This is a genomic window from Gaiella occulta (genome assembly GCF_003351045.1).
GTDB classification, from domain to species: Bacteria; Actinomycetota; Thermoleophilia; order Gaiellales; family Gaiellaceae; genus Gaiella; species Gaiella occulta.
Map to the genome: position 1 here is coordinate 263,357 of NZ_QQZY01000004.1, position 22,034 is coordinate 285,390.

The 22,034-nt window shown below is 72.5% G+C and carries 24 protein-coding genes; 11 read left to right on the forward strand and 13 right to left on the reverse strand.

The features are described from left to right. Positions 1 to 44: 44 nt before the first annotated feature. The 3 genes from Gocc_RS10250 to Gocc_RS10260 are packed head-to-tail and all read left to right on the forward strand — an operon-like array spanning position 45 to position 1,748. On the forward strand, positions 45 to 515 hold the full coding sequence (locus tag Gocc_RS10250; protein WP_114796458.1) for a peptidylprolyl isomerase: 471 nt from the start codon (positions 45 to 47) through the stop codon (positions 513 to 515). Positions 516 to 525: 10 nt separating this feature from the next. Beyond that, entirely contained in the window at positions 526 to 1,260 is a 735-nt protein-coding gene (locus tag Gocc_RS10255; protein WP_220150565.1) for an SDR family NAD(P)-dependent oxidoreductase, read from the forward strand. Positions 1,261 to 1,274: 14 nt separating this feature from the next. Then, a complete protein-coding gene (locus Gocc_RS10260) occupies positions 1,275 to 1,748 on the forward strand; it encodes an MATE family efflux transporter (RefSeq protein WP_114796459.1) in 474 nt (157 codons plus the stop codon). A 163-nt stretch (positions 1,749 to 1,911) separates the two neighbouring features. On the opposite strand, the gene Gocc_RS10265 is transcribed toward Gocc_RS10260, so the two are convergent. Both Gocc_RS10265 and Gocc_RS10270 read right to left on the reverse strand, forming a co-directional pair. Beyond that, positions 1,912 to 2,775: an MBL fold metallo-hydrolase gene (locus Gocc_RS10265; RefSeq protein WP_114796460.1), complete on the reverse strand. Its 864-nt coding sequence runs from the start codon at positions 2,773 to 2,775 to the stop codon at positions 1,912 to 1,914. Positions 2,776 to 2,819: 44 nt separating this feature from the next. Beyond that, positions 2,820 to 3,977 (reverse strand): cystathionine gamma-synthase, encoded by a 1,158-nt coding sequence (locus Gocc_RS10270; RefSeq protein WP_114796461.1) that lies wholly within the window; start codon positions 3,975 to 3,977, stop codon positions 2,820 to 2,822. 35 nt (positions 3,978 to 4,012) lie between these two features. On the opposite strand from Gocc_RS10270, the gene bioB reads away from it, so the two are divergent. After that, positions 4,013 to 5,011, forward strand: coding sequence for a biotin synthase BioB (bioB, locus tag Gocc_RS10275; protein ID WP_114796462.1), 999 nt, complete (start codon positions 4,013 to 4,015; stop codon positions 5,009 to 5,011). Between the two features lie 84 nt (positions 5,012 to 5,095). Here bioB and Gocc_RS10280 read toward each other — a convergent pair whose 3' ends face one another. The 4 genes from Gocc_RS10280 to Gocc_RS10295 all read right to left on the reverse strand — a co-directional run bounded on the left by Gocc_RS10280 (position 5,096) and on the right by Gocc_RS10295 (position 9,254). Further along, a complete protein-coding gene (locus Gocc_RS10280) occupies positions 5,096 to 6,232 on the reverse strand; it encodes a winged helix-turn-helix domain-containing protein (RefSeq protein ID WP_114796463.1) in 1,137 nt (378 codons plus the stop codon). A 141-nt stretch (positions 6,233 to 6,373) separates the two neighbouring features. Then, the gene (locus tag Gocc_RS10285) at positions 6,374 to 7,276 is read right to left on the reverse strand and encodes a threonine ammonia-lyase (protein WP_220150567.1); all 903 of its coding nucleotides are present in this window, start codon (positions 7,274 to 7,276) and stop codon (positions 6,374 to 6,376) included. A 44-nt stretch (positions 7,277 to 7,320) separates the two neighbouring features. Further along, positions 7,321 to 8,280 (reverse strand): ornithine cyclodeaminase family protein, encoded by a 960-nt coding sequence (locus Gocc_RS10290; RefSeq protein WP_114796464.1) that lies wholly within the window; start codon positions 8,278 to 8,280, stop codon positions 7,321 to 7,323. After that, the gene (locus Gocc_RS10295) at positions 8,280 to 9,254 is read right to left on the reverse strand and encodes an aldo/keto reductase (protein WP_114796465.1); all 975 of its coding nucleotides are present in this window, start codon (positions 9,252 to 9,254) and stop codon (positions 8,280 to 8,282) included. Before Gocc_RS10295 ends, Gocc_RS10290 begins: the two co-directional genes overlap by 1 nt. A 90-nt stretch (positions 9,255 to 9,344) precedes the next feature. Between Gocc_RS10295 and Gocc_RS10300 the strand changes: the two genes are divergently transcribed. Further along, on the forward strand, positions 9,345 to 10,037 hold the full coding sequence (locus Gocc_RS10300) for a DUF1345 domain-containing protein (protein WP_181813560.1): 693 nt from the start codon (positions 9,345 to 9,347) through the stop codon (positions 10,035 to 10,037). Between the two features lie 17 nt (positions 10,038 to 10,054). Here Gocc_RS10300 and Gocc_RS10305 read toward each other — a convergent pair whose 3' ends face one another. After that, positions 10,055 to 10,813 (reverse strand): SWIM zinc finger family protein, encoded by a 759-nt coding sequence (locus tag Gocc_RS10305; RefSeq protein ID WP_114796466.1) that lies wholly within the window; start codon positions 10,811 to 10,813, stop codon positions 10,055 to 10,057. After that, a complete protein-coding gene (locus Gocc_RS10310; protein ID WP_114796467.1) occupies positions 10,810 to 13,719 on the reverse strand; it encodes a DEAD/DEAH box helicase in 2,910 nt (969 codons plus the stop codon). Before Gocc_RS10310 ends, Gocc_RS10305 begins: the two co-directional genes overlap by 4 nt. A gap of 126 nt (positions 13,720 to 13,845) precedes the next feature. Between Gocc_RS10310 and Gocc_RS10315 the strand changes: the two genes are divergently transcribed. The 5 genes from Gocc_RS10315 to Gocc_RS10335 are packed head-to-tail and all read left to right on the forward strand — an operon-like array spanning position 13,846 to position 17,195. Further along, the gene (locus tag Gocc_RS10315; protein ID WP_114796468.1) at positions 13,846 to 14,361 is read left to right on the forward strand and encodes a flavin reductase family protein; all 516 of its coding nucleotides are present in this window, start codon (positions 13,846 to 13,848) and stop codon (positions 14,359 to 14,361) included. Between the two features lie 25 nt (positions 14,362 to 14,386). Then, a complete protein-coding gene (locus tag Gocc_RS10320) occupies positions 14,387 to 15,487 on the forward strand; it encodes an LLM class flavin-dependent oxidoreductase (RefSeq protein ID WP_220150568.1) in 1,101 nt (366 codons plus the stop codon). A 33-nt stretch (positions 15,488 to 15,520) separates the two neighbouring features. After that, positions 15,521 to 16,471, forward strand: coding sequence for an AraC family transcriptional regulator (locus tag Gocc_RS10325; RefSeq protein WP_114796470.1), 951 nt, complete (start codon positions 15,521 to 15,523; stop codon positions 16,469 to 16,471). Between the two features lie 19 nt (positions 16,472 to 16,490). Next, positions 16,491 to 16,787, forward strand: coding sequence for a class I SAM-dependent methyltransferase (locus tag Gocc_RS10330; protein WP_220150569.1), 297 nt, complete (start codon positions 16,491 to 16,493; stop codon positions 16,785 to 16,787). Between the two features lie 3 nt (positions 16,788 to 16,790). Further along, positions 16,791 to 17,195: a hypothetical protein gene (locus Gocc_RS10335; protein ID WP_114796471.1), complete on the forward strand. Its 405-nt coding sequence runs from the start codon at positions 16,791 to 16,793 to the stop codon at positions 17,193 to 17,195. A gap of 77 nt (positions 17,196 to 17,272) precedes the next feature. On the opposite strand, the gene Gocc_RS10340 is transcribed toward Gocc_RS10335, so the two are convergent. Both Gocc_RS10340 and Gocc_RS10345 read right to left on the reverse strand, forming a co-directional pair. Then, positions 17,273 to 17,449: a hypothetical protein gene (locus Gocc_RS10340; RefSeq protein ID WP_181813561.1), complete on the reverse strand. Its 177-nt coding sequence runs from the start codon at positions 17,447 to 17,449 to the stop codon at positions 17,273 to 17,275. A gap of 35 nt (positions 17,450 to 17,484) precedes the next feature. Then, a complete protein-coding gene (locus tag Gocc_RS10345; RefSeq protein ID WP_114796472.1) occupies positions 17,485 to 18,384 on the reverse strand; it encodes an HNH endonuclease in 900 nt (299 codons plus the stop codon). Positions 18,385 to 18,494: 110 nt separating this feature from the next. Here Gocc_RS10345 and Gocc_RS10350 point away from each other — a divergent pair, with 110 nt between their 5' ends. After that, positions 18,495 to 19,880: a recombinase family protein gene (locus Gocc_RS10350; RefSeq protein WP_114796473.1), complete on the forward strand. Its 1,386-nt coding sequence runs from the start codon at positions 18,495 to 18,497 to the stop codon at positions 19,878 to 19,880. A gap of 118 nt (positions 19,881 to 19,998) precedes the next feature. Here Gocc_RS10350 and Gocc_RS10355 read toward each other — a convergent pair whose 3' ends face one another. The 3 genes from Gocc_RS10355 to Gocc_RS10365 all read right to left on the reverse strand — a co-directional run bounded on the left by Gocc_RS10355 (position 19,999) and on the right by Gocc_RS10365 (position 21,913). Then, entirely contained in the window at positions 19,999 to 20,742 is a 744-nt protein-coding gene (locus tag Gocc_RS10355; RefSeq protein WP_114796474.1) for a rolling circle replication-associated protein, read from the reverse strand. 36 nt (positions 20,743 to 20,778) lie between these two features. Next, a complete protein-coding gene (locus Gocc_RS10360) occupies positions 20,779 to 21,171 on the reverse strand; it encodes a hypothetical protein (protein WP_147281257.1) in 393 nt (130 codons plus the stop codon). 256 nt (positions 21,172 to 21,427) lie between these two features. Beyond that, positions 21,428 to 21,913: a hypothetical protein gene (locus Gocc_RS10365; protein WP_147281258.1), complete on the reverse strand. Its 486-nt coding sequence runs from the start codon at positions 21,911 to 21,913 to the stop codon at positions 21,428 to 21,430. Between the last annotated feature and the right edge of the window lie 121 nt (positions 21,914 to 22,034).

Sequence of the window (22,034 nt, forward strand, 5' to 3'; positions counted from 1 at the left end):
TTGACGGCCCGTTAACGACCCGGGCGGCTGCTAGCGTCGGGCGCATGACACATGCAACGCTCCACACCAGCGAGGGCGCGATCGAGATCGAGCTCTTCCCGGAGGACGCGCCGAAGACGGTCGAGAACTTCACGAAGCTCGCAGGCGAAGGCTTCTACGACGGGCTCGCCTTCCACCGCGTCATCCCCGACTTCATGATCCAGGGCGGCTGCCCGCTCGGCACCGGCGGCGGCGGCCCGGGCTACCAGTTCGAAGACGAGCTCAACCGGCACAAGGTGGTCAGGGGTGCGCTCGCGATGGCGAACGCGGGCCCGAACACGAACGGCTCGCAGTTCTTCATCGTCACCGCCGAGGCGACGCCGTGGCTCGACGGCAAGCACACGGTGTTCGGCCGGGTCGTCTCCGGCCAGGAGGTCGCCGACAGGATCTCCCGCGTCGACCGCGACGGCCGTGACCGGCCGACCACGCCGGTGACGATCGAGAAGGTCGACATCGCCGACGGGCAGCCGGGGTGAGGCCGGCGCCGTGAGCCTCGCCGGCAAGACCGCGATCGTCACCGGCGCCTCGTCGGGCATCGGCGCCGCCACCGTGCGCAAGCTGCGGCAGGCCGGCGTGCGGGTCGCGGGGGGAGCACGGCGCGTCGAGCAGGTCGAGGCCGACCTGGCGCTCCCGCTCGACGTCACCGACGAGGCGAGCTCGAGGGCGTTCGTCGACGCGGCCGTGGAGCAGCTCGGCGGCGTCGACATCCTCTTCAACAACGCCGGGCTCGCGCTCGGCCGCGCGCCGTTCGTCGAGTCGAGCGAGGACGACGAGGCGCGCGTGCTGCACACGAACGTCGACGGCGTGCTCCGCATCACCCGGCTCGTGCTGCCGCACCTGCACGACGGCGGGCACATCGTGTTCATGGGCTCCGTCGCGGGCCGGCAGGCGTACCCGGGAGGCGCCTCCTACATCGCGTCGAAGTTCGCCGTGCGCGGCTTCAGCTACGCGCTGCGCGAGGACCTGCTCGGCCGCCCGATCCGCATCACCACCGTCGACGCCGGGCTCGTCGAGACGGAGTTCTCGCTCGTGCGCTTCCGCGGCGACCGGGCGGCCGCCGACGCCGTCTACGAGGGCGTCGACCCGATCACCCCGGACGAGGTCGCCGACTGCGTCCTCTTCGCGCTCACGCGCCCGCCGCACGTCAACCTCGACGAGATCGTGATCAAGGCGCTCGCGCAGTCGAGCGGAGCGCGCGTCGTGCGCCGCCCGACCGCGTAGAGGGCGTCGCGCCGATGCGCCTGCGCTCCCGCTACGACGGCGAGATCGTGCCGCTCGCGCTGCCGGCGTCCGGCGCGCAGGCGCTGTGGCTGTCGCTCGGCGTCGCTCTCGCCGCGCTCGCGGGCCCGGTGGTGGCGCTCGTCGGCGGCAGGGGGCAGACCGGCGAGTACGCGGTGCTCTACCTGCGCATCGTGTCGCTCGGGGTGCCGCCGGCGTTTCTCGCCATCGGCGGGCAGGGCTTCCTGCGCGGCGTCTGCGACCTGCGCACGCCGCTTCGGATCGTGATCGCCGGCAACCTCGTCAACGTCGTCCTCGAGTTGCTGTTCGTCGCCTGTGCCCTCGTGCTCGCCGCGACGCTCGCGGGCGACTGGGGCGTGCGCGGTGTGTGGGCGGCTCTCGCGCTGCTGATCGCGGTGAGGCTTTCGTTGCTGGGCGCGCGCTTCGTGCGGCGCCGCTGGCTCGTCACCGGCTGGGCACCGGCCCGGTAGGGAGGCAGCCGGTTGGCGGTCACGTATCCCTCCTCGAAGCCGGAGCGCGGGGGGTTGCGAGAGCTCACCGCGGCCCTCTGCGAGAAGATCGGCGGGCGTCCGCGCCTTCGTGCCTGAAGGAAAGGCGGTGAAGGGCCGCCTCCCGCCCTGCCTCCCGGGCCTCCTACGAGGCCGCCGCCTCGCTCCTCTTGCACCAGTACCGCTGCAGTCCGGCGAAGCACTGCCAGTACGGCGCCGAGCGGTCGTACGCGTCCACCTCGTCCGGGTCGGAGGAGGCGCAGTCGGCGCGCGCGGCGGCCACGAACGTGGCCTCGTCCATGCCGTGGGCGACGCGCTCGGCCCAGACGTGCAGCGTCTCGCGGAAGCGCGCCAGATGGCCCTGCACGTCGTCGAAGACGCCGAAGTGGGTGAGCGCGAGCCGCGCCGGCCCGCGACGCTCCGTCTCCTCGAGGGTGCGCCGCCACGCCTCCAGGTCGATCTCGGGCGGCGGCGTCGGCGCGAGCACGAAGCGGGCAGGAGAGATGCGCACGCCGACCGAGTCGCCCGTGAACAGGGTGCCGTCCGGGTGCAGGTACGACACGTGGTGCCGGGCGTGGCCGGGGCTCGGGAAGCAGTCGAGGTCGAGCACGCGCCCGGCGACCGCGTGGACGTTCTCGGCCGGCACGGGGGAGAGCTCGCCCCACAGCGCGTCGAACGCCTCGCCGTAGAGCCGGCGGGCGCTCGCCTCGAGGCGGCTCGGGTCGACGAGATGCGGGGCGCCGACCTCGGACACGTGCACCTGCAGCCCGGGGTGCTCGCGCACGAGCGGCCCCGCGGCGCCGGCGTGATCGAGGTGGATGTGCGTCAGCAGCAGGTGGCGGAGGTCGCCCACGCCGACGCCGCGGGCGGCGAGGCCGTCCTTCAGCGCCTGCAGGCAGCTCGACGGCCCGCAGTCGACGAGGGCGAGCCCGTCCTCGCTCTCGACGAGGTACGACGCGATCACGCGCCGCGCGCCGCCGTGCAGCAGGTCGATCGGCTCGATCGTCATCGTCCCTGACCGTACCCCACGCCGGGGACGGCGGGCGACGTGGGTCAGGACGGGGCGATGCCGCCCACCCGCGCGGAGCTGAGCGCCTGCTCGAGGTCGGAGACGAGATCGCCGGCCGACTCGATCCCGACCGACAGCCGCACGAGGTTGCGCGGCGCCGCGAACGGCCCGCTCGCCGTCGCGGCGTGCGTCATGCGGAAGGGGTGCTCGATCAGGCTCTCGACGCCGCCGAGGCTCTCCGCGAGCGTCCACACCTTCGTCCGCGCGACGAGATCCACCGCCTCTTCCTCGGACTCGACGAGGAACGAGACCATGCCGCCGAAGTCGCGCATCTGCCGTGCGGCGATCTCGTGCCCGGGGTGCGTCGGGAGCCCGGGATAGAGCACGTCGACGACGCGCGGGTGCTCCTGCAGGAAGGCGACGACGGCGCGCGCGTTCTCGCAGTGCTGCCGCATGCGCACGGCGAGGGTCTTGAGGCCGCGCAGCACGAGCCAGGCGTCGAACGGCCCCGGCACGGCGCCGAGCGACTTCTGCAGGAAGCGCAGGCGCTCGGAGATCGTCGGGTCGTTGGTGCCCGTGAAGCCGCCGACGACGTCGGAGTGGCCGCCGAGGTACTTCGTCGTCGAGTGGATGACGACGTCCGCGCCGAGCTCGAGCGGCTGCTGCAGGTACGGCGTGGCGAACGTGTTGTCGACGACGAGCAGCGCGCCCGCCGCATGCGCCGCGTCGGCCGCGGCGCGGATGTCGACGACGTTCAGCAGCGGGTTGGTTGGCGACTCGACCCAGACGAGGCGCGTGCGCTCGTCGAGGTGCGCGGCGAGGTTCGTCGACAACTCGTGCGGCGTGACGTAGTCGAAGGCGTAGCCCTTCGGCTCGTACACCTGCGAGAACATGCGGTAGACGCCGCCGTAGACGTCGTTGACGCACACCACGCGCTCGCCCGGATCGACGAGGTGCATGACCGTTGTCGTCGCCCCGAGCCCCGATCCGAATGCGTGGCCGAACGCCGCGCCCTCGAGCGAGGCGAGGCACTCCTCGAGGGCGGTGCGCGTCGGGTTCGCGACGCGCGCGTAGTCGTAGCCCTTGTGGACGCCGACCGCCTCCTGGGCGAACGTGGAGGTCTGGTAGATCGGCGTCGTCACCGCGCCCGTCGCCGGGTCGGGCTCCTGGCCGGCGTGGATCGCGCGCGTCTCGAATTCCATGGCCTGGATCCTATGTCCCCGCCCGCGCCCGCGGCATGCGTGACACACTTCCCCCGATGCCTGCAGCCGGGTCGATCCGCCACGACTGGACGCTCCGCGAGATCGAGGAGATCCACGCGCTCCCGTTGCCGGAGCTCCTCTTCCGCGCGCAGTCCGTCCATCGCGCGCACCACGACCCGTTGCAGGTGCAGGGGTGCGCGCTCCTCAGCGTCAAGACGGGAGGGTGCCCCGAGGATTGCGCCTACTGCCCGCAGTCGGCGCGATACACGACCGGCGTCGGCCGGGAGCCGCTGCTCGGCGTCGAGGAGACGCTCGTTGCCGCCGCCCGCGCGCGCGACCAGGGAGCGACGCGCTTCTGCATGGGCGCCGCCTGGCGCAGCGCGCCGCGCGGGGCACAGTTCGATCGCGTGCTCGAGATGGTGCGCGGCGTCCGCGCCCTCGGCCTGGAGGCCTGCTGCACGCTCGGCATGCTCACGGCCGAGCAAGCGGAGGCGCTCGCCCAGGCGGGGTTGACGGCCTACAACCACAACCTCGACACGTCGCCCGAGTTCTACGGAGCGATCATCACGACGCGCACGTACGCCGACAGGCTCGAGACGCTCGGCCATGTGCGCCGGGCTGGAATCACCGTCTGCTGCGGCGGCATCATAGGGATGGGCGAGGATCTATCCGATCGTCTTGGCCTGCTCGGTCAGCTTGCCGCGCAGGATCCGCATCCCGAGAGCGTCCCCATCAACATGCTCGTGCGCGTCGCCGGCACGCCGCTCGCCGAGGCAGACCCGATCGATCCGCTCGAGCTCGTCCGCGTGATCGCGACCGCGCGGATCCTGATGCCGGCGTCGATCGTCAGGCTCAGCGCCGGCCGGCTCTCGCTCAGCGACGAGGCGCAGGCCCTGTGCTTCCTCGCCGGCGCCGGCTCGATCTTCATCGGCGACAGGCTCCTCACGACCGGCAACCCGGAGGTCGACCGCGACAGGGAGCTTCTCGAGCGGCTCGGCATGCGACTCGCCGACGAGCCGGTCACGGTGTCGTAGCGGGGCCGGCCGCCGCCGTCGCGGGCTTGCTGCCGATCGCGAGCTTCTGACGCCGGGTGGCCTCGCGGCCTCCGGCACCGGGGCTCACCGCCGTACGAAAGCCTCGAGCCGGCAGGCACGCCGGAGCCGGTCGAGCGCGCGGTCGAGCGCGTCGTCGAGGCCGGCGGATGCCCGCACGCCGGGCTCGCGGTGGAACGCCTTCAGCACGAGGACGCCGTCGCCGCGCTCCGCCTTGAGGTCGGCGCGGCCGACGATGCGGTCGCGCCACAGCAGCGGCAGCACGTAGTACCCGTAGCGCCGCTCGTGCTCGCGCTTGTAGACCTCGATCAGGTGGTCGAATCCGAACACGCGGCGTGCGAACGGCCGGTCCCACAGCAGGTTGTCGAACGGGGAGAGCAGGACCGCCGCCGACGGCGTTGCGGCGTCGAGATCTGCTCCCGCGGGCACGACGACCGCCGCGCCCCCGTCGTCGACCGCCACGCGCTCGAGCAACCCGTCCGCGACGAGGCCGTCGACCGCGGGACGGACGCCGGCGACGCCACCCCTGAGCCGCCAATGCTCGACGATGCCTGCCTCGGTGAGCGCTCCGCGGGCGCGTACGGCGCGCAGCGCGAGCGCGCGCAACCGGTCGTGCGCGGATGGCGGCGTGGCGTCCAGCAGCGCCTTCGGCACCACGCGCTCGGGCAGGTCGTAGAGGCGCTGGAAGCCCTGCCGCCCGGCGATCACGAGCGCCCCGTGGTTCCACAGCCGCTCGAGCATCGCCTTCGCCGGCTTCCAGTTCCACATACCGCCCGCGGCCGATCCTTCGAAGTGGCGCGACCCGAGCGGGCCGCGGCGACGGATCTCGTCGAGGATCTCCTCGGCGAGGTGCGGGTGCGTGTCGCCCACGTTCCCGTACCAGCGCCTGCCGCCCGTGCGCATCTGAGTCGCGAACAGCGGCCAGTCCTCGATCGGCAGCAGGCACGCCTCGTGAGCCCAGTACTCGAACACGCGCCCCTGCGCGAGCAGGCGCGAGACGGTGCCCGCCCGGTAGGTGCCGACGCGGGAGGCGAGCGCGATGCGGTGGCTGCGCTCGACGGCCGAGATCGAGTCGAGCTGTACGCAGGCGAGGCGCCGGATCGCCGCCTCGACCTCGCCGGCCGTGCCCGTCCGCGAGCGCGCCGCATATCCCTGCGCGGCGACGACGAGCCGGCGCAGCCCGGTGCGGGAGATGACGCGCACGCTCGTATCTTCGCCGCAGGAGGGCCGTGCGCGACGAGCATGCGCGCTGCGCTCATGGCGAGGACGGGCGCGCGCTGCGGCGAGGGCGGCTGCCGCGCGCCCCCGGCTGCCCTGTGGCCGCGACGGCGGCGAGAGCGAGGGCTAGGAGGGCGTCGTGCCCTCGAGGATCGCGGCCAGGCGGGATGCGTCGATGTTGCCGCCGGAGACGACGCACACGATCCGGCCCTCGCCCGCCCGGCCCGAGAGCGCGGCCGCGACGGCGAGCGCCCCGGCGCCTTCCGCCACGACCCGCGCGCGCTCGGCGAGCAGGCGCACGGCCGCGGCGGCCTCGTCGAGCGACACGACGACCGAGCCGGCAAGGAGCGGCCGCGCGCGCTCCCACATCGCCGGCAGCAGGGCCTTGCCGCCGGCGCCGTCGACGAACGAGGGCGTGTAGGCGACGGACGTCGCGGTACCGGCCGCGAGCGACGCGGCGAGCGGCGCACCCGTCTCGGGCTCGCAGGCGAGCACGCGCGTGGCGGGGCTGAGCTCGTGCAGGGCGCTCGCGATCCCCGTCGTCAACCCGCCGCCGCCCCAGGGCACGAGCACCGCTTCGATCCCCTCGAGGTCCTCCACCAGCTCGAGCGCGATCGTGCCGTTGCCCGCCATCACCGCGTCGTCCATCACGGGATGGACGAAGTAGCCGCCGGCACCCGGGTACGAGCCTTCCTCCATCGCCCGCCACCAGCGCTCGAACGGCACCTTGACGACCGAGCCGCCGAGACGCCCGATCGCGTCGAGCTTCGTCTGCGGCGCGTGCTCCGGCACGACGATCGTCGCCGGCACGCCCTCCTCGCGTGCGATCCAGGCGACGCCCTGGGCCATGTTGCCGGCGCTCGTCGTCAGCACCCCGCCGCCGATCGCCCCGGGTGGCGCGCCGCGGATGGCGTTGGCCGCGCCGCGGATCTTGAACGAGCCGATGACCTGCAGGCACTCGAGCTTGAGCCAGACCTCGGCGGGCGACTCGGGCGCCTGCAGGCGTACGAGCGGTGTGCGCAGGGTCACGTCGGCGATGCGCTCGCGCGCCTCCTCGATCCGCGCGAGCGGGATCAGAACTCGACCTCGCTGCCGATGCCGCGCTCGCGCGCCCGCTCGACGCACAGCTCGGCGGCGGCGAGATCCTCGGCGGCGATCCCGAGCGACTTGAACAGCGTCAGCTCGTCGTCGGCGACCCGGCCGGGATGCGCGCCCGTGAGCAGCTCGCCGAGCTCGGCGCGGATGTGCTCGGGGCCGATGCCCGCCTCCTCGACGGCGAACAGGTAGTCGCCCGACTCGTTCAGCGTCGACTCGCGCCGGTCGACGAACAGCGAGGCGGAGGCAACGGTGTCGGAGTCGAGCTCGCGTGCGGTCGGGACGGACGCGCCGACGGCGTTCACGTGCGTCCCCGGCGCGAGCCAGGCCCGCCGCAGGATCGGCTCGCGCGACGCGGTCGTCGTGCAGACGACGTCTGCTCCGTCGAGCGCCTCCTCGATCGACGCGGCCGCGAGCGCGTGCGTCTCGAGCGCGAGCGCCTCCGCGTGCGCGGGGTTGCGGCTCCAGATGCGGATGACCGGGTCGTCGAGGATGGTCTGCATGGCATCGACGTGCGACCGTCCCTGCACGCCGGACCCGAGCACCGCGACGGTGCGCGCCCCGGGCCGGGCCAGCAGCTTCGTCGCCAGCGCCGACACGGCCGCCGTGCGGATCTCGGTGACCGCCGACGCGTTCAGGACCGCGTGCAGCCGGCCCGTCTTCCCGTCGTGCAGCAGCACGGCGCCCTGGTGCGGATCGAGGCCGAGCTCGGAGTTCCCGGGTGCGACCACGATCTCCTTGAGGGAGAAGAGCGGCGAGCCGCCGCCGCGGTAGGCGGGCATGAAGCCCATCAGCGCGCTCGCCGGCGGGCGCATGAGGAACCGCAGCGGGTTGTGGATCTCGTCGTGCGCGAGCCGTGCGAGCACGTCCTCCATGGCGGCGATGCACGACTCCATGTCGAGCAGCTCGCGCACGTCGTGCTCGGACAGCACGAGCATCAGGCGAAGATCTCCGTGAGGCGGTCGCGGTCGGCTGCGGAGAGGTCGAGGGCGATCGCCTCGGCTGCGGGCGCCAGATGCTCGACCCGGCTCGGCCCGACGACGACGGCGCTGATCTCGGGAACGGCGAGGACCCACGCGAGGGCGAGAGCGGCCGTCGAGGCGCCGAGCTCCGCGGCAGCCCGCTCGAGCGCCTCGAGCGCGTCGAACACGCGGTCGCTGCGATAGCCGTCGTACGGCTCCGGACGCAGCGTCATGCGCGACCCGGCCGGAGGCTGCTCGCCGCGGCGGTACTTGCCGGTCAGCCACCCGCCCGCGAGCGGGCTGAAGGGCGTGTAGCCGAGACCGTGCTCGCGGCACACGGGGAAGACGGTCTCGCGGTCTCCCTGCTCGAGCAGGGAGAAGCTGTTCTGCACCCACTCGTAGCGGGCGAGCCCCTCGAGCTCGGAGATCGAAAGAGCTTCCGCGAGCTGCTCGCCCGTGAAGTTGGAGGCCCCGACGGCGCCGACCTTGCCGGCGCGCACGAGCTCGTCGAACGCCTGCAGCGTCTCCTCCTGCGGCACCGCGGCATCGAAGTCGTGGGCGAGGTAGAGGGCGACGCGCTCGACGCCGAGCCGCCGCAGGCTCCCGTCGAGCTGCCGGCGGATGCGTGCGTGGCCGAGACCGTGGTCGGCGCCCGTGTCCATCGGGTTGAACGTCTTCGTGGCGATCACGATGCGGTCGCGGACGTCGACGCCTCGCGTGGCCAGCCACTCTCCGATGAACGTCTCGCTGCGCCCGCCGCCGTAGGCGTCCGCCGTGTCGAACGTCGTGATGCCGAGCTCCCAGGCGGCGTCCATGAGCCGGAACGCCTCCTCCCGGGACGTGCCCCGGCCGAAGAAGGCCGGGGACGAGCCGATGCCGCCGAAGTTGCCGCAGCCGAGGATCACCTGCGAGACGGAGACGCCGCTTGCTCCCAGTGCGCGCCGCTCCATGGCGCGATTCTATGCGACTGCGACGGGCTCGCCGCTCGAGCGGATGCGGGGCGAGTAGGTGTCGGGCCGGAGGCGCCGAACCTCGCTCTCGTGACGACCGACCGGCAGCGTGAGGTACAGCTCGAAGCTCGTGCCGAGGCCGTGCCGCTCGCGCTCGTCGCCGCGGGAACCCTGGCCGCGCTGGCTGCGGTGAGCGCATGGCGTGGCTGGGAGCTGGTCGACCGGCGCCTGTGGTGGGTGTGGCTCGCGCTCGCGCTGCCGGAGCTGCTGCTCGGCGCGGCGCTCCTCGGCGGGCTCGGCCGCATCGGCGATGCCGAGCGTCGCCGCCGCGTCGCCGCCGCGCTCATCGCCGTCGTCGTCGCCGGCAGCCTCGTCGGGCTGGGCCTGCTCGTCGTCTCCCTCGTCCACTTCGGCAGGTCGGTGTCGGGCGCGCAGCTGCTTGCGAGCGCGGCGGCGCTGCTGCTCAGCAACGTCGTCGCGTTCGCGCTCGCGTTCTGGGAGCTCGACTGCGGAGGGCCGGCGCGGCGGGCGCTCGCCGCGCAGCGGACGGCGCCGGACTTCCAGTTCCCGCAGGACGAGAACGCCCAGCTGGCGCGACCCGGATGGCAGCCGCAGCTCGTCGACTACGCGTACTTCTCCTTCACCAACTCGGTGGCGTTCAGCCCGACGGACGTGATGCCGCTGACCCGGCCCGCGAAGGCGCTGATGGCCGTCGAGTCGGCGATCTCGTTCGCGACGGTGCTCGTCGTCGCCGCGCGCGCGATCAACATCCTCGGGGCGTAGGAGGGCGCCGCTCGCGGCTAGCGTCCGTCCGCGCCGAGTGCGTCGTAGGCGGGCGCGAGCGCGTCGACGAGATCGCCGTCGCCCACCGCGATGCCGCTGCGGCCGAGCCGCTTGAGGACCGCGGCGGGCGGCAGCGGGCGCACGGGCCGCGCCGCCGGCAGCGGCCCCGCGCGCCACGGGTCGCGCGACGGCTCGGCCGCCGCCGTCGCAAGCGCCGCCTCGGCGGGGCGCCGCTCCCGTGTGGCGTGGTAGCCGCGCCAGCGCAGGAGCAGCGAGGGATCGCGGTCGACGAGATCGGCGGCGACGTACGCGAGCGCCGCCAGGTGCTTGCACGGCCGCTCGGGGTCGGGACACGAGCAGCTCCGCGTGAGCGAGCCGGTGCTGGGCACGAGCCGGGCGCCCCAGTCCACGAGCAGCTCGTGCGCGAGGTGCACCGGCTGCTCGCGCCGCTCGAGCGCCGCTTTTAGGTAGGAGCCGCCGCGCGGCGAGCGCTCGAGAGCCGCCCACGTGCGCGGCGCCACCGGCGCGGCCGAGAGCGTCACGTGGTACTCGTAGGCGCCGCTCCCGCACACCTGCGCGGCGATCGTGCGGCCGTCGAGCGAGACGGAGTGGACGAAGCCGGTGCGGGCCAGGATGCGCCCGCGCTCGGCGCGCGCCGAGCCCTCCTCGGGCACGACGGCGGTCGCCAGCCAGCGAGCCCACGGGCCGCGGCCGATCCGGTCGCCGTCGCCCGCCACGAACACGGGGCGCCCGTCGTCGACGACGAACGCGGTCATGCGGCGGCCTCCTCGACCGCGTCGGGCGCGAGCGCGACGGCGGCGCGGATCGCGTCGAGGTCGAGCTCGCCGAGCCAGTCCTCCGACCGTCCGGCGATGACCTTGGCGGCGAGCTCGCGCTTCGACTCGAGCAGCTCGTCGATGCGCTCCTCCAGCGTGGCGGTGCAGATGAGGCTGTGCACGAACACGTCCTTGCGCTGGCCGAAGCGGTAGGCGCGGTCGGTCGCCTGCTGCTCGACGGCGGGGTTCCACCAGCGGTCGAAGTGGAACACGTGGTTCGCCATCGGCAGGTTGAGCCCGCGCCCGCCCGCCCTGATCGAGATGACGAGCACGGCCGGGCCGTCGTCGCGGCCGAAGGACTCGACGAGCTCCTCGCGCCGGCGGGCGCCGAGGCCGCCGTGGAAGAACCCGACGCCGCGGCCGAGCCGCTCGGCCAGGTGGGGCGCGAGGCGGTCGAAGCCAGGGTACTGCGTGAACACGAGCGCCTTGTCGCCGTGCGGCACGGCGCGGAGCAGCTCGACGAGGCGCTCGAGCTTGCCGGAGCGGCCGTCGAGCGGCTGCCCCGTGGCGACGATCAGCTCGGGGTGGTTGCACACCTGCTTGAGCTGGCTCAGCATCGCCAGCACCGCCCCGCGGCGCCCGAACGAGCGCTCGTGCTCCTCGATGCGCGGCATCCAGCGGTCGACGGTGGCCCGGTACAGCCCCGCCTGCTCGACGGTCAGCCGGCAGCGCTGCTTCGCAACCGTGATGCGGGGCAGCTCCAGCTCGACCTCGGGCGCGTCCTTGGGCCGGCGCAGGATGAACGGCCCCACGACGGCGCGCAGCCGCTCGAGCGCGCGCTCGTCGCCCGCCAGCTCGATCGGCCGCGCGAAGGTGCGCTCGAAGCGGTCGCGGGAGCCGAGCAGGCCGGGGTTGACGATGTCCATCAGCGCCCACAGCTCGCCGAGGTTGTTCTCGATCGGCGTGCCGGTCATCGCGAGCTTGCGCCGGGCGGGCAGCCGGCGCAGCGCCCGCGCACGCCTGGTGGCCGGGTTCTTGACGTCCTGCGCCTCGTCCAGCAGCAGCCGGTCCCAGTCGACCTGTGCAAGGTCGTCGACGTCGCGCGTGGCGACGTCGTACGAGGTGACGACCACGTCGCTCGCCTGCGCGGCCGCGACGAGAGCCGGGCCCGCGAGGCGCCCTGTCCCGTGGTGGACGTGCACGCGCAGGGAGGGCGCGAAGCGGGCGATCTCCCGCGCCCACTGGCGCGTGACGCTCATCGGGCAGACGACGAGCGTCGGGCCGACGGCGCCGGCGCCGTGCTCCTCGCGCTCCGACAGCAGCATCGCGATCGCCTGCACCGTCTTCCCGAGTCCCATGTCGTCGGCGAGGATGGCGCCGATGCCGAGGTCGCCGAGAAGCCGCAACCAGCCGTGCCCGCGCTCCTGGAAGGGGAACAGCGCCAGCGTCATGCCGGCGGGCGTCGGCAGCGGGTCGAAGCGGCGCTCGTCGCCTCCCTGCAGCAGCGCGGCGAGCGTCGCATCGAGGAAGACCTCTCCGAGCTCGAGCCCGGCCTCGTCCGTCTCGACGCCCGAGACGGCGCGCACGAGGTCGACGATGCCGCCGGCGCTACGGCGGCGCTCGAGAAAGCGCAGGGCGCGGTCGACGTCCGTCTGCCGCAGCGCGTGCCAGCGACCGCCGACGCGGATCAGCGGCTCCTTGGCGGCGGCGAGCTCGCGCAGCTCCTCCTCGCTGACCAGGGTGTCGCCGATCGCGAGCTGCCATGCGAACGAGGCGAGCGCGTCTCTCGAGAGCAGGCCGCTCGAGCGGCGCGGACCCTCGCTGCCGGCGCTGAGGTTGACCCGCAGCGGGCTCGACGAGCGCACCCAGCCGGTGGGGAGGAGCACCGGCACGCCGAGCTCGTCGAGCTGCGGCTTCGCCTCGCGCAGGAAGTAGCGGACGGCGTCCTCGTCGAGAGCGGCGTCGGCGGGGCGTTCGAGGTCGAAGCCGATGCCGCCCGCGGCGAGGATCGGCTCGATCTCCGCCAGCCGCCGCTGCAGCAGCCGCCGCGGGTCGCCGGCGCGCAGGAACGAGAACACCTCGTCGCCGTCCTCCCACAGCATCGACGCGGGCAGGCCGAGCGTCGGGTCGTCGGCGGCCTGCAGCCACAGCTCGAGGGCGAGCGCGTGGTCGTCGCGCTCGTCGAGGCGGAGTGCGAGCGTCCACGGCGCCTGCGTTCGGCCGGCGAGCCCGCGGTCGACCCAGGCGCTGAGCCGCCGCTCGAGCGCCGCGTAGCCGGAGTGGGGCGCGAGCTCGGGGTCGGGGGCGGCGAGCCCGTCGAGGAAGAGCTCGACGGCACTCGGGCGCCCGCGCCCGTGGCGTCTGCCGAGCCGGACACCTGCCGAGCGCAGCCGGTCGCGCGCGATCTGGTCGACGGCGCACGCGTAGAGGTCGTGGACGGCGGCGGCGGGGTCGCCGTCGAACGGGTCCGCGCACACGGCGGGGAGGGCGGAGGCGACGGCCGCGAGCGCCGCCTGCACGCTCGCGTCGAGCGTCGCCCCCCAGAAGGCGAGCCACGCGCCGCCGGCGTGCTGCAGCTGCGGGTGGACGAGGCCCTCGGCGACGGAGCGTCGCGCGATCTCGACGACCGCGAACGTCGCGCGGGCCGTGTCTCCGAGCTCGAGCCCGTCGGGTGGGCTGTCGGCGAGGCGCAGCAGCTCGTGCAGCGCGACCCGGCGTGCCGTCACGCTGTGCCCGAGGTGTGCGAGGTCGGCGACCGCGGGCATGCCGACGTGGAGGTGACCGGCCGACAGCGAGCCGTCGGCGGCGCGCGCGAAGGCGTACGCGGTCGCGTCCTGCTGCCAGAGCAGCTCGAACGCCGCTAGCGCGGGGGCCGCGTCGGGAATGGTCGGCTCGGGCGTGGACACGAACCTTCCAGGATACGGTCAGCGGCCGACGCCGGGCCGGAGAAGGCCCTGCGACCGCGCAAACCGGACAGCGAGAGCGCGCACGGCGGATCGATCCTGCGCGGGGCGAGTGGGACACTTTGGGCGGTGGACGCCCGCGCAGCCGATCACGACCCGCTTCCGTCCGTCGACGCGGACACGCTGAAAGCCGCCGTCGGCGCCTGGGCGACAGGGGTGGCGATCGTGACGGCGGCTCTCCCCGACGGGCGCAGCGCCGGCCTCGTGATGGTGAGCCTGGCGCCGGTCTCCCAGGACCCGCCTCTCGTCCTGTGGAGCGTCGACCGCCGTTCGGGCAGCCTCGACGTCTGGCTCGGTGCGCCGGGGTACGCGCTGCACCTGCTCGCGGCCGACCAGGAGGAGCTCGTCTGGCGCTTCGCGCGCAGGGGAGGGGAGAAGTTCGACGGGCTCGCGACGCGGGTCGGGGTGATCGGCGCTCCGCTCCTCGACGGCGCCGCGGCCACAATCGAGTGCGCGCTGCACGCGCGCTTCGACGGTGGCGACCACGTCATTCTCGTCGGCCGCGTCGTCGCCGCCGAGACGACCGACCGCGCTCCGCTCGTGATGCATGCCGGCCGCCTCCATCGCGGCCTCGGCCCCGCCTGACCAACAACCCCGCAAGGAGGATGCGTTGACGAAGCCACTGCTCGACGGTGCCGACCTGAAGCTCGGCCTGTTCTCGGCCAACTGCTCGTCCGGCATGGCCGTGACGAAGATCGAGGAGCGCTGGCAGGCGACGTGGGACGACAACCTGCGTCTCGCCCGTCTCGCCGACGAGGTCGGCATCGACTTCATGCTGCCGATCGCGCGCTGGATCGGCTACGGCGGCGAGACGAACTTCCACGAGAGCGTGCTCGACCCGGTCGCGCTCGCGGCCGGGCTGCTCGCCGAGACGGAGCGGCTGTTCGTGTTCGCCACCATCCACACGGCGTTCAACCACCCGCTCGTGGCGGCGAAGGCGATGGCGACGGTCGACCAGATCGGCCGCGGCCGCGCGGGGCTGAACATCGTGGCGGGCTGGAACAAGCCCGAGTACGACGCGATGGGGGTCGAGCTGCCGCAGGACCACGACGACCGCTACGCGCTCGCGCAGGAGTGGTGGGAGATCGTCAGGCGCCTGTGGACCGAGCCGGGGCGCTACGACATCGACGGGCGCTTCTGGAAGCTGAGCGGCGTCGAGGCGCTTCCGAAGCCGTACGACGGCCTGCTGCCGATTCTCAACGCCGGCTCGTCCACGCAGGGACGCGACTTTGCCGCACGCAACTCGAACGTCGTCTTCACCGTCGTCGGCGGCCCCGACGACGGCGCCGCCGTCGTCGCCCAGGTGGAGGCGAACGCCCGCGAGACGTACGGTCGCGAGGTCGGCGTGTTCACGCCGTCCTACTGCGTCTGCCGGCCGACGAGGGAGGAGGCGGAGGACTTCCACCGCTGGTACGCGGAGGAGAACGCCGACTGGGACGCGGTCGAGAACCTGATGACGCTGCAGGGCCTCCACGCGCAGTCGTTCACGCCGGAGATGCTGCAGATGTTCCGCGGGCGCTTCGCCGGCGGCCACGGCGTCTGCCCGCTGATCGGCTCGCCGGACGATGTCGCGAACGAGATCAAGCGCTTCTGGGACGCCGGCTTCAAGGGCATGACGCTATCGTTCGTCGATTATGTGGGTGAGCTCGAGTACTTCGCCCAGGAGGTTCTCCCGCGCCTCGAGCGGATGGGGGTGCGCACGCCCCGCTGAGCCGCTCGCCCGCAGCGCGCCCCGGCGCGCGCCATGAGCGTCGGGCTGGACGTCGAGCCGCTCGCGACGCACCGCCGGGTGCGCAGCCGCGAGCCCGACGTCCTCCGCGACGCCGTCGCGGAGCTCGCGGTCGGCCACGACGTGCTCCACGGCGGCCGCCCGCTCGACGGCCTCGTCAACGGCGCCGTCATCGGGTCCACCAATCTCGTCTACGTGCGCTACGGCGGCCGCGTCCTCGTCGAGGCTCCGGCCACCGGCGCGCGCGTGGCGGTCACCGTGCCGCTCGGGCCGATGGAGGTGCGCACGCGCCAGGAGCGCCGCACGCTCTCCGGCGAGGGGTTCGTGCTCGGCCAGGACCGCGCGACGGTGATGCGCCCGGATCCCGAGGCGGGCGCGGTCGTGATCGCCGTCGATCGGGTCGAGCTCGACCGGGCCCTCGCGCGGCTCGCGGGCAGGCCGCTGCCTCCGGTCGAGTTCGGGCCGCAATGGACGACGCCTGTCGCGTCGCGTGCGATCGTCGACGTCACCTGGCGTCACGTCGTCACCGTGCTCGCCGGGCTGTCGACGACTCCGCGTGCGGCGACGCGGGCGCTCGAGAGCGTCCTGCTCGACGCGATCCTCCTCGGCATGCCGCACTCCCAGTCTGCCGCGCTGGCGGCGCCCGTGGGCCCCGCGCCGGGCCACGCCGCCCGTGCCCGGGAGTGGATGGAGAAGCACCACGCCGAGCAGATCACGGTGGGCGACATCGCCGCGGGCGTGGGGCTCAGCGTGCGGCAGCTGCAGGAGGTGACGCGGGCGAGCTTCGGGGCGACGCCGTCGGAGATCCTGCGCGGGATCAGGCTCGACCGCGCACGCGCGCTGCTGCTCTCCGGCGCGGCGACCACCGTCGCCTCCGCGGCGTGCCAGGTCGGCGTGTCGCACCTCGGCCGTTTCGCGGCAGCCTACCGCGAGCGCTTCGGCGAGCTGCCGTCGCAGACCGTCTGACGTGCCGGGAGCGCTCCGCGTGAGCGAGTCGATCGACCCGGAGGGCGCGCATCTGGCGGCGCTGCGGCGGCTCGCCGACTTCGCGGGTGCACGGGTGTTCGAGGTGGGATGCGGCGACGGCCGGCTGACGCTGGGGATCGCGCGCGACGCGGCAACCGTGTTCGCGTGCGACCCCGACGAGCGTGACATCGCCACAGCCCGACAGCGGTTGCCACGCGACCTGGGCGGCGCGGTCACCTACGCGGTCGGCTCGGCGCGGGAGATCGAGATCCCGCGCGCCGGCTTCGACATCGTCGTCTTCTCGTGGTCGCTCTGATGCGTGGAGCGAGAGGACGTCGTGCACGTCCTTCGTCGCGTTCGGCGGGCGCTCGTCCCGGGCGGAGTCATCCTCGACCTGCAGGTGATACCTCCCGAGCCCGTGATCCTGGTGGACGGCGCTGCGATCTGTCGGCTGGAAGGAGGGTCGCTGCTCGACGATGCCGCCGCCGCGGCTGCGGAGGTCGGCGCGATGGTCGCCCAGGGCCTCCTTCGGGAGGAGGCGGTGGACGACCATGACGTCCTCCATCACTATCCAAGCGGCCGCTCGCTCGTCGAGGACTTCGAGACGAGGAAGCGGTCCGTCCCGGCGGGCACCGTTGCGCTGCTGGCCGCGATCGAGCGACCCTGCATCATCCGCGAGTCCTGCCGCCTGCGGCGCCTACGCCGCACCGCCGTGGACGACTGAGCGGCGGCGGCGCACGCCGCCTCTCCGAGCTTCCTCGGACGCGATCGGGGTGCTGCGCGGCGACGCGCGCTTCGGCGTCAGTAGCTGAAGACGGTGGCCGCCTCCTCTCCGATCCACTCCCACAGGGGCGTCGCGCCCGCGATGCGTGCGTTGGCGACGAGAGGGGTGCCGTCGAGCCCGCGTGCCTTGACGCAGATCGGGCACACGAGCAGCTCTCCACCACCGTCGGCGTCGACCCGGACTTCCGCGATCACGCCGGACGAGAGATGCGGGCTCTTGCCCCCTCCGCTCAGGCTGCGGCGGCAAAGCGTGCGAAGCGGGCTTCCAGCCGACCGCGGTCGGGCCGGAGAGAGGGGCGCCGCGGCACCTCGATCAGCGCCTGGTGGAACCCTTTCAGGAGCTCCAGCATCGGCCCGTCCTCCTCGTCGAGGAGACGGTGCGAGACGTGCACGCGGAAGTCCGGGTCGACGCCGACGAGATCCTGGTCGTAGGCACGATGGTGGATCGTGCAGAGGCTGAGCCCGTTGCTCACGACGGCGTCGCCCTCCCCCTCGGCGTCCCCGACGATGTGCGCGGCGTCGAGGAGGCGAACCTCCTGCAGCCTGCAGATCGCGCAGCGGTCGCGGTAGGCGGGTAGCACGGCGCCGCGGAACTGCGCCTGGTGGAGGCGCTGCTTCACCTCTCGAACGACGTACCGGCGCTCGATCTCGTCCGGGATGTGCACGGGCTCGCGCTCGTCGTAGGGGCCGCGCATCTTCCCGAACGTGAGGAGCACCCGCAGCTCCCGCGGGAAGTCGCGCTCGACGAACGTCGGGTAGATCGGGCGGTACCAGCCGGGCCGCGTGCCCACGAAGTAGACGACCGGCACGTCGAGCAGGTGGGCGCTTCGCAGCCACCTGTTGAAGTGGTTGTCCGGGTCGTCGCCCTGGTACCGGTAGAGCACGCCGTCCGGCGTCTGCTCGTCCCGGTAGCGGTCCTGTTTGTAGGAGCTGTTGACCGAGAGCGCCGCCGGCCCGCGTTGCGCCTCGGCCGAACGGTAGATCCCGTACGAGCGGTTGAGGAACGGCACGCGCCGGCCACGGAAGCTGAAGCCCTCGACGAGCGCGGCGTAGGGGAGGTCGGGGCCCCACTTCGCCTGCAGGACGTCGAGGGCCGCGAAGCACGAGCTCCTGACGTCGTCGTCCCGCACGCGCTGATTCTCGGGGCCAGGGTGCCACTCGTCAACGCCGTGACAGGGCGATGTCCATCGCTCGGGTGAGAGCACGCTGGCGCATGCCAGTGTTTGTTAATGTCCCCTGAGTGATTCGGGCTGGCATCTATGCGCGTATCTCGTCCGACCGGGAGGGAGACAATCTCGCGATCGGGCGGCAGCTGGCGGATTGCGAGGAGCTTGCTGGAAAGCGCGGCTGGGAGGTCGTGGAGCGCTACGTCGATTCCGACCTGAGCGCGTGGAGCGGCAAGGTTCGGCCCGAGTATCGGCGGCTGTTGGAGGAGATCGAGGCTCGCCTGATCGATGCCGTAGTCGTCTACCACGCGGATCGTTTGCACCGGCATCCGAAGGAGCTTGAGGAGTTCATCGACCTCTGCCAGCGGACGGAGACGAAGTTGGCGACGGTGAGCGGCGACCTTGACCTGTCGACGCATGAGGGGCAGCTGATGGCGCGGATCACGGGTGCTGTCGCGAAGAAGTCAAGCGACGACATGAGCCGCCGGATCAGACGGAAGCATCAGGACATCGCGTTGGCGGGAAGGCCGTCCGGTGGCGGGACTCGACCCTTCGGGTACGAGTCCGACCACCGGACGGCCCGCCCCGCCGAAGCAGCGGTGATCCGTGAGTGCGCCGCCCGTGCGCTCGCCGGAGACTCGCTGCGCTCGATCTGCATCGATCTCAACGACCGCGAGGTCGGGACGGTGCAAGGGAAGCGGTGGAGTCCGCAGACGCTACGCAGGATGCTGATGTCGGCCCGGATCAGTGGACAGCGGGAGCATCACGGCGAGATCGTCGCCGCCGGGGATTGGGACGCGATCATCACCCCCGTGGAGACACACCGTTTGCGGGCGAAGCTCGGCGATCCCGACCGCCGCACTAACCGCAGCGCCCGCCGCTATCTTCTTGCCCGGCTGCTGCGCTGCGGCCACTGCGAGATGAAGCTGCTTGCCCGACCCCGTGATGACGGAAGCCGCCGCTACGTGTGCGCGAGTGGCCCCAGCGGTGGCTGCGGCAAGACCACGATCGTTGCCGACGCGTTGGAGCTGTTCATCGTTGACGCGGTACTGCACCGGCTCGACTCGCCCGAGCTCGCCGCGGCCTTGAACGGCCGGCAGGACGATCCCGAGGGCGCCGGCTGGCAGGCCGAGATCGAGCAGGCCCAGGAGCAACTGGACGAGCTTGCCGCGATGTGGGGCAGCAATGAAATCAGCCGCTCGGAGTGGCTGAAAGCCCGAGCCACGATCCAGCAGCGCCAGGACACGGCCCGGAAACGACTCGCCGCGCTCAACCGCACTTCGGTTCTGTCGGAGCACCTCGGCAACGCCGTCGGCTTGCGGGAGCGCTGGGCCGGGCTGACGTTAACTCGCCAGCAGCAGATCGTCGCCGCCGTCCTCGATCACGTCGTCGTCGGCCCCGGCAGACGCGGCTTCAACAAGTTCGACCCGGCCCGGCTCGATCCCGTCTGGCGCGCCTGAGCCTTTCGCGCCGAGCAGCAGCGCGACTGAGGCTAGGACTTCCCCGCCGACCTTTGGTCCAAGCCCTTGTGCCTGGGCGGTCTCTTCGGCCCAGCGGTGTGCAGCAGCGCGGAGATCGTCATCCAGACCAGGCACACCAATACGCAGGTGCCGCTTGCCACCCCTCCTGCTGCGATGACCGCCAGACGATCGACGGCTCACCGCCCATCAACCCAGACGCCTGCCCGATCACGTCCTCGTCCGAGACCCCCCGCAGCCCCACCTTTTCGGGCTGGAATCCCTGCGCGACTTCGTATCGATGCAAGCGCGGGATGCGCGTGTCACCGACGTTCTTGCTCACGTACTTCGAGAGGTAGGACGCCGCCCGTCGTGCCTCCTCGAGCGCGCCCGAGCCGACAGGGAGATCGCCAATCAGCTTGATGTGGACCCGGCCCCGCGCCCACACATCTCGGATCAGCCCGTGTTTCACGTAGCGGCCGACGGCGAAGTGAAGGTGCAGCCCGTGGCCGCCCGGATGCCACTCCGGAACCCACAGATACGGCAGCGGCTTGCCACCCAGCCCGGCCCGCAGACCACGGAAGAACCCCGCCGCATCCGAGCGCAGCTGCGCATGCTCGAAACAGCCATCACCCGCATAGGTCAACGTCGCGAACCGATTCAGACGGTTGGCCGCGCAGTAGCGGCGCACCTTCGTCCGCGCCCGCCGAGCCGCCTCCTCCCGCGCCCGTAGCTCATCAGGCGCCCCACCGCCGATCGCTTTCGTGCGCAGAGCGGGCTGGAAACAGCCGCCGCCCTCACCCGCCTCCGGATAGAGCGTGAACGACCACGACGCCTGATGCTCCCTCGGCTCTCTCAGTCCCATACGTGAGACTATGCGGGAAAGGTCGGACGGACAGTCTCAGGATTGCGACTTCGCTGCGGCCTTCTCTTTCGCCTTCGCCTTGCTCCACTCGGCCCAGCCGTCCCGGTACGCGTCCAGGTCGAGCGTGATCCCCGGCATCACGAACGTATCCGGGTGCTCACCGAACGCGACCCGAAACAGCTTCACCCGCCGGTAGATGCTGGCCCGACTCATCCCCATCTTCTGCAGCCCCTCGAAACCGCCCTCTAGATGCCAAACCGCCCAGAACCCGATCAGGTCGACGATGCTCCCCGCCGCGTACAACCGAACCAGCGGCCGAAGCGCTGGCGTCGTCACCTTGCCGATCGCCCCCGTGTACGCCTCCCAGGTTCGCCGAGCCATCCCACGGCCCTCGGGCGACTCCATCCGGTCAGACCGAAAATCCGTCACTAGTCTCACCTTAGCGACTACGACGGACGGCCATCCAACCCCGACGAGTTACGTTGCTTATACAAGAAAAGGGCCGGGCGCTACGCGCCCGGCCACGGGCGACCAGGCGGTCGCCCGCCCTGCCCCGAACGCGCCTCACGCTGCCCGCCGTGCTCACCCCGTCAACCCCGCAAGCGGGGTCGGCGCTACGCGCCTTGACGGGCCTCCGCTCGCCGGGCAGACGGCACTTATCGGGGCAGGGCTAGAAGCGGAGGATTCAGCCCTCGACCGGATCAGGGAAGGTGTCCGCCATCACCTGCGCCATGTGCTCGACGAGCTGCTCGGCCGCGCCGACGAACGCCTCCGCCTCATCGCGTGAGACCGGCGACGCCCAATGCGCGAAGTCGTGTCGGCGCTTAATGCCCTTCTTGTAGTCGGGCCAGGTCGGAGCATCCGTGATCGTGTCACCTGTCAGTGAGTTCCACAGCGACCGAGCGCGGTCGTTGTCGGGCGACCACGAGCGAACTGGAACCGTGACCGCCCACTCGCGCAGCGGTTCGTACACCTGCCGCATCTGCAACGCGAAATCAATCATCGTCTCGAACGCGACCTCGACAGCTGCCTGAGCCACGATCAGCGCAGGGCCGCGCGGCTCCTCATCACCGATCAACGCCCGCGCCGACTCGAATAGAGGGCGCCGCCGCGCCGCGTTCGGGACTGTCCGACGAACGGTGTAAGTCCAGTTGCCTGGCTTGCCGGCCATAGCGCCGGCGGAAGGGAGCTGTGATGTCTGATCTGACTACACCGGTCGCGTCGTCGGCGGTGGCGGGGAGCGCTGAGCGGTCGGTCGACGAGTCGCTCGCGCAGGAGCTGGTGGAGCGGGC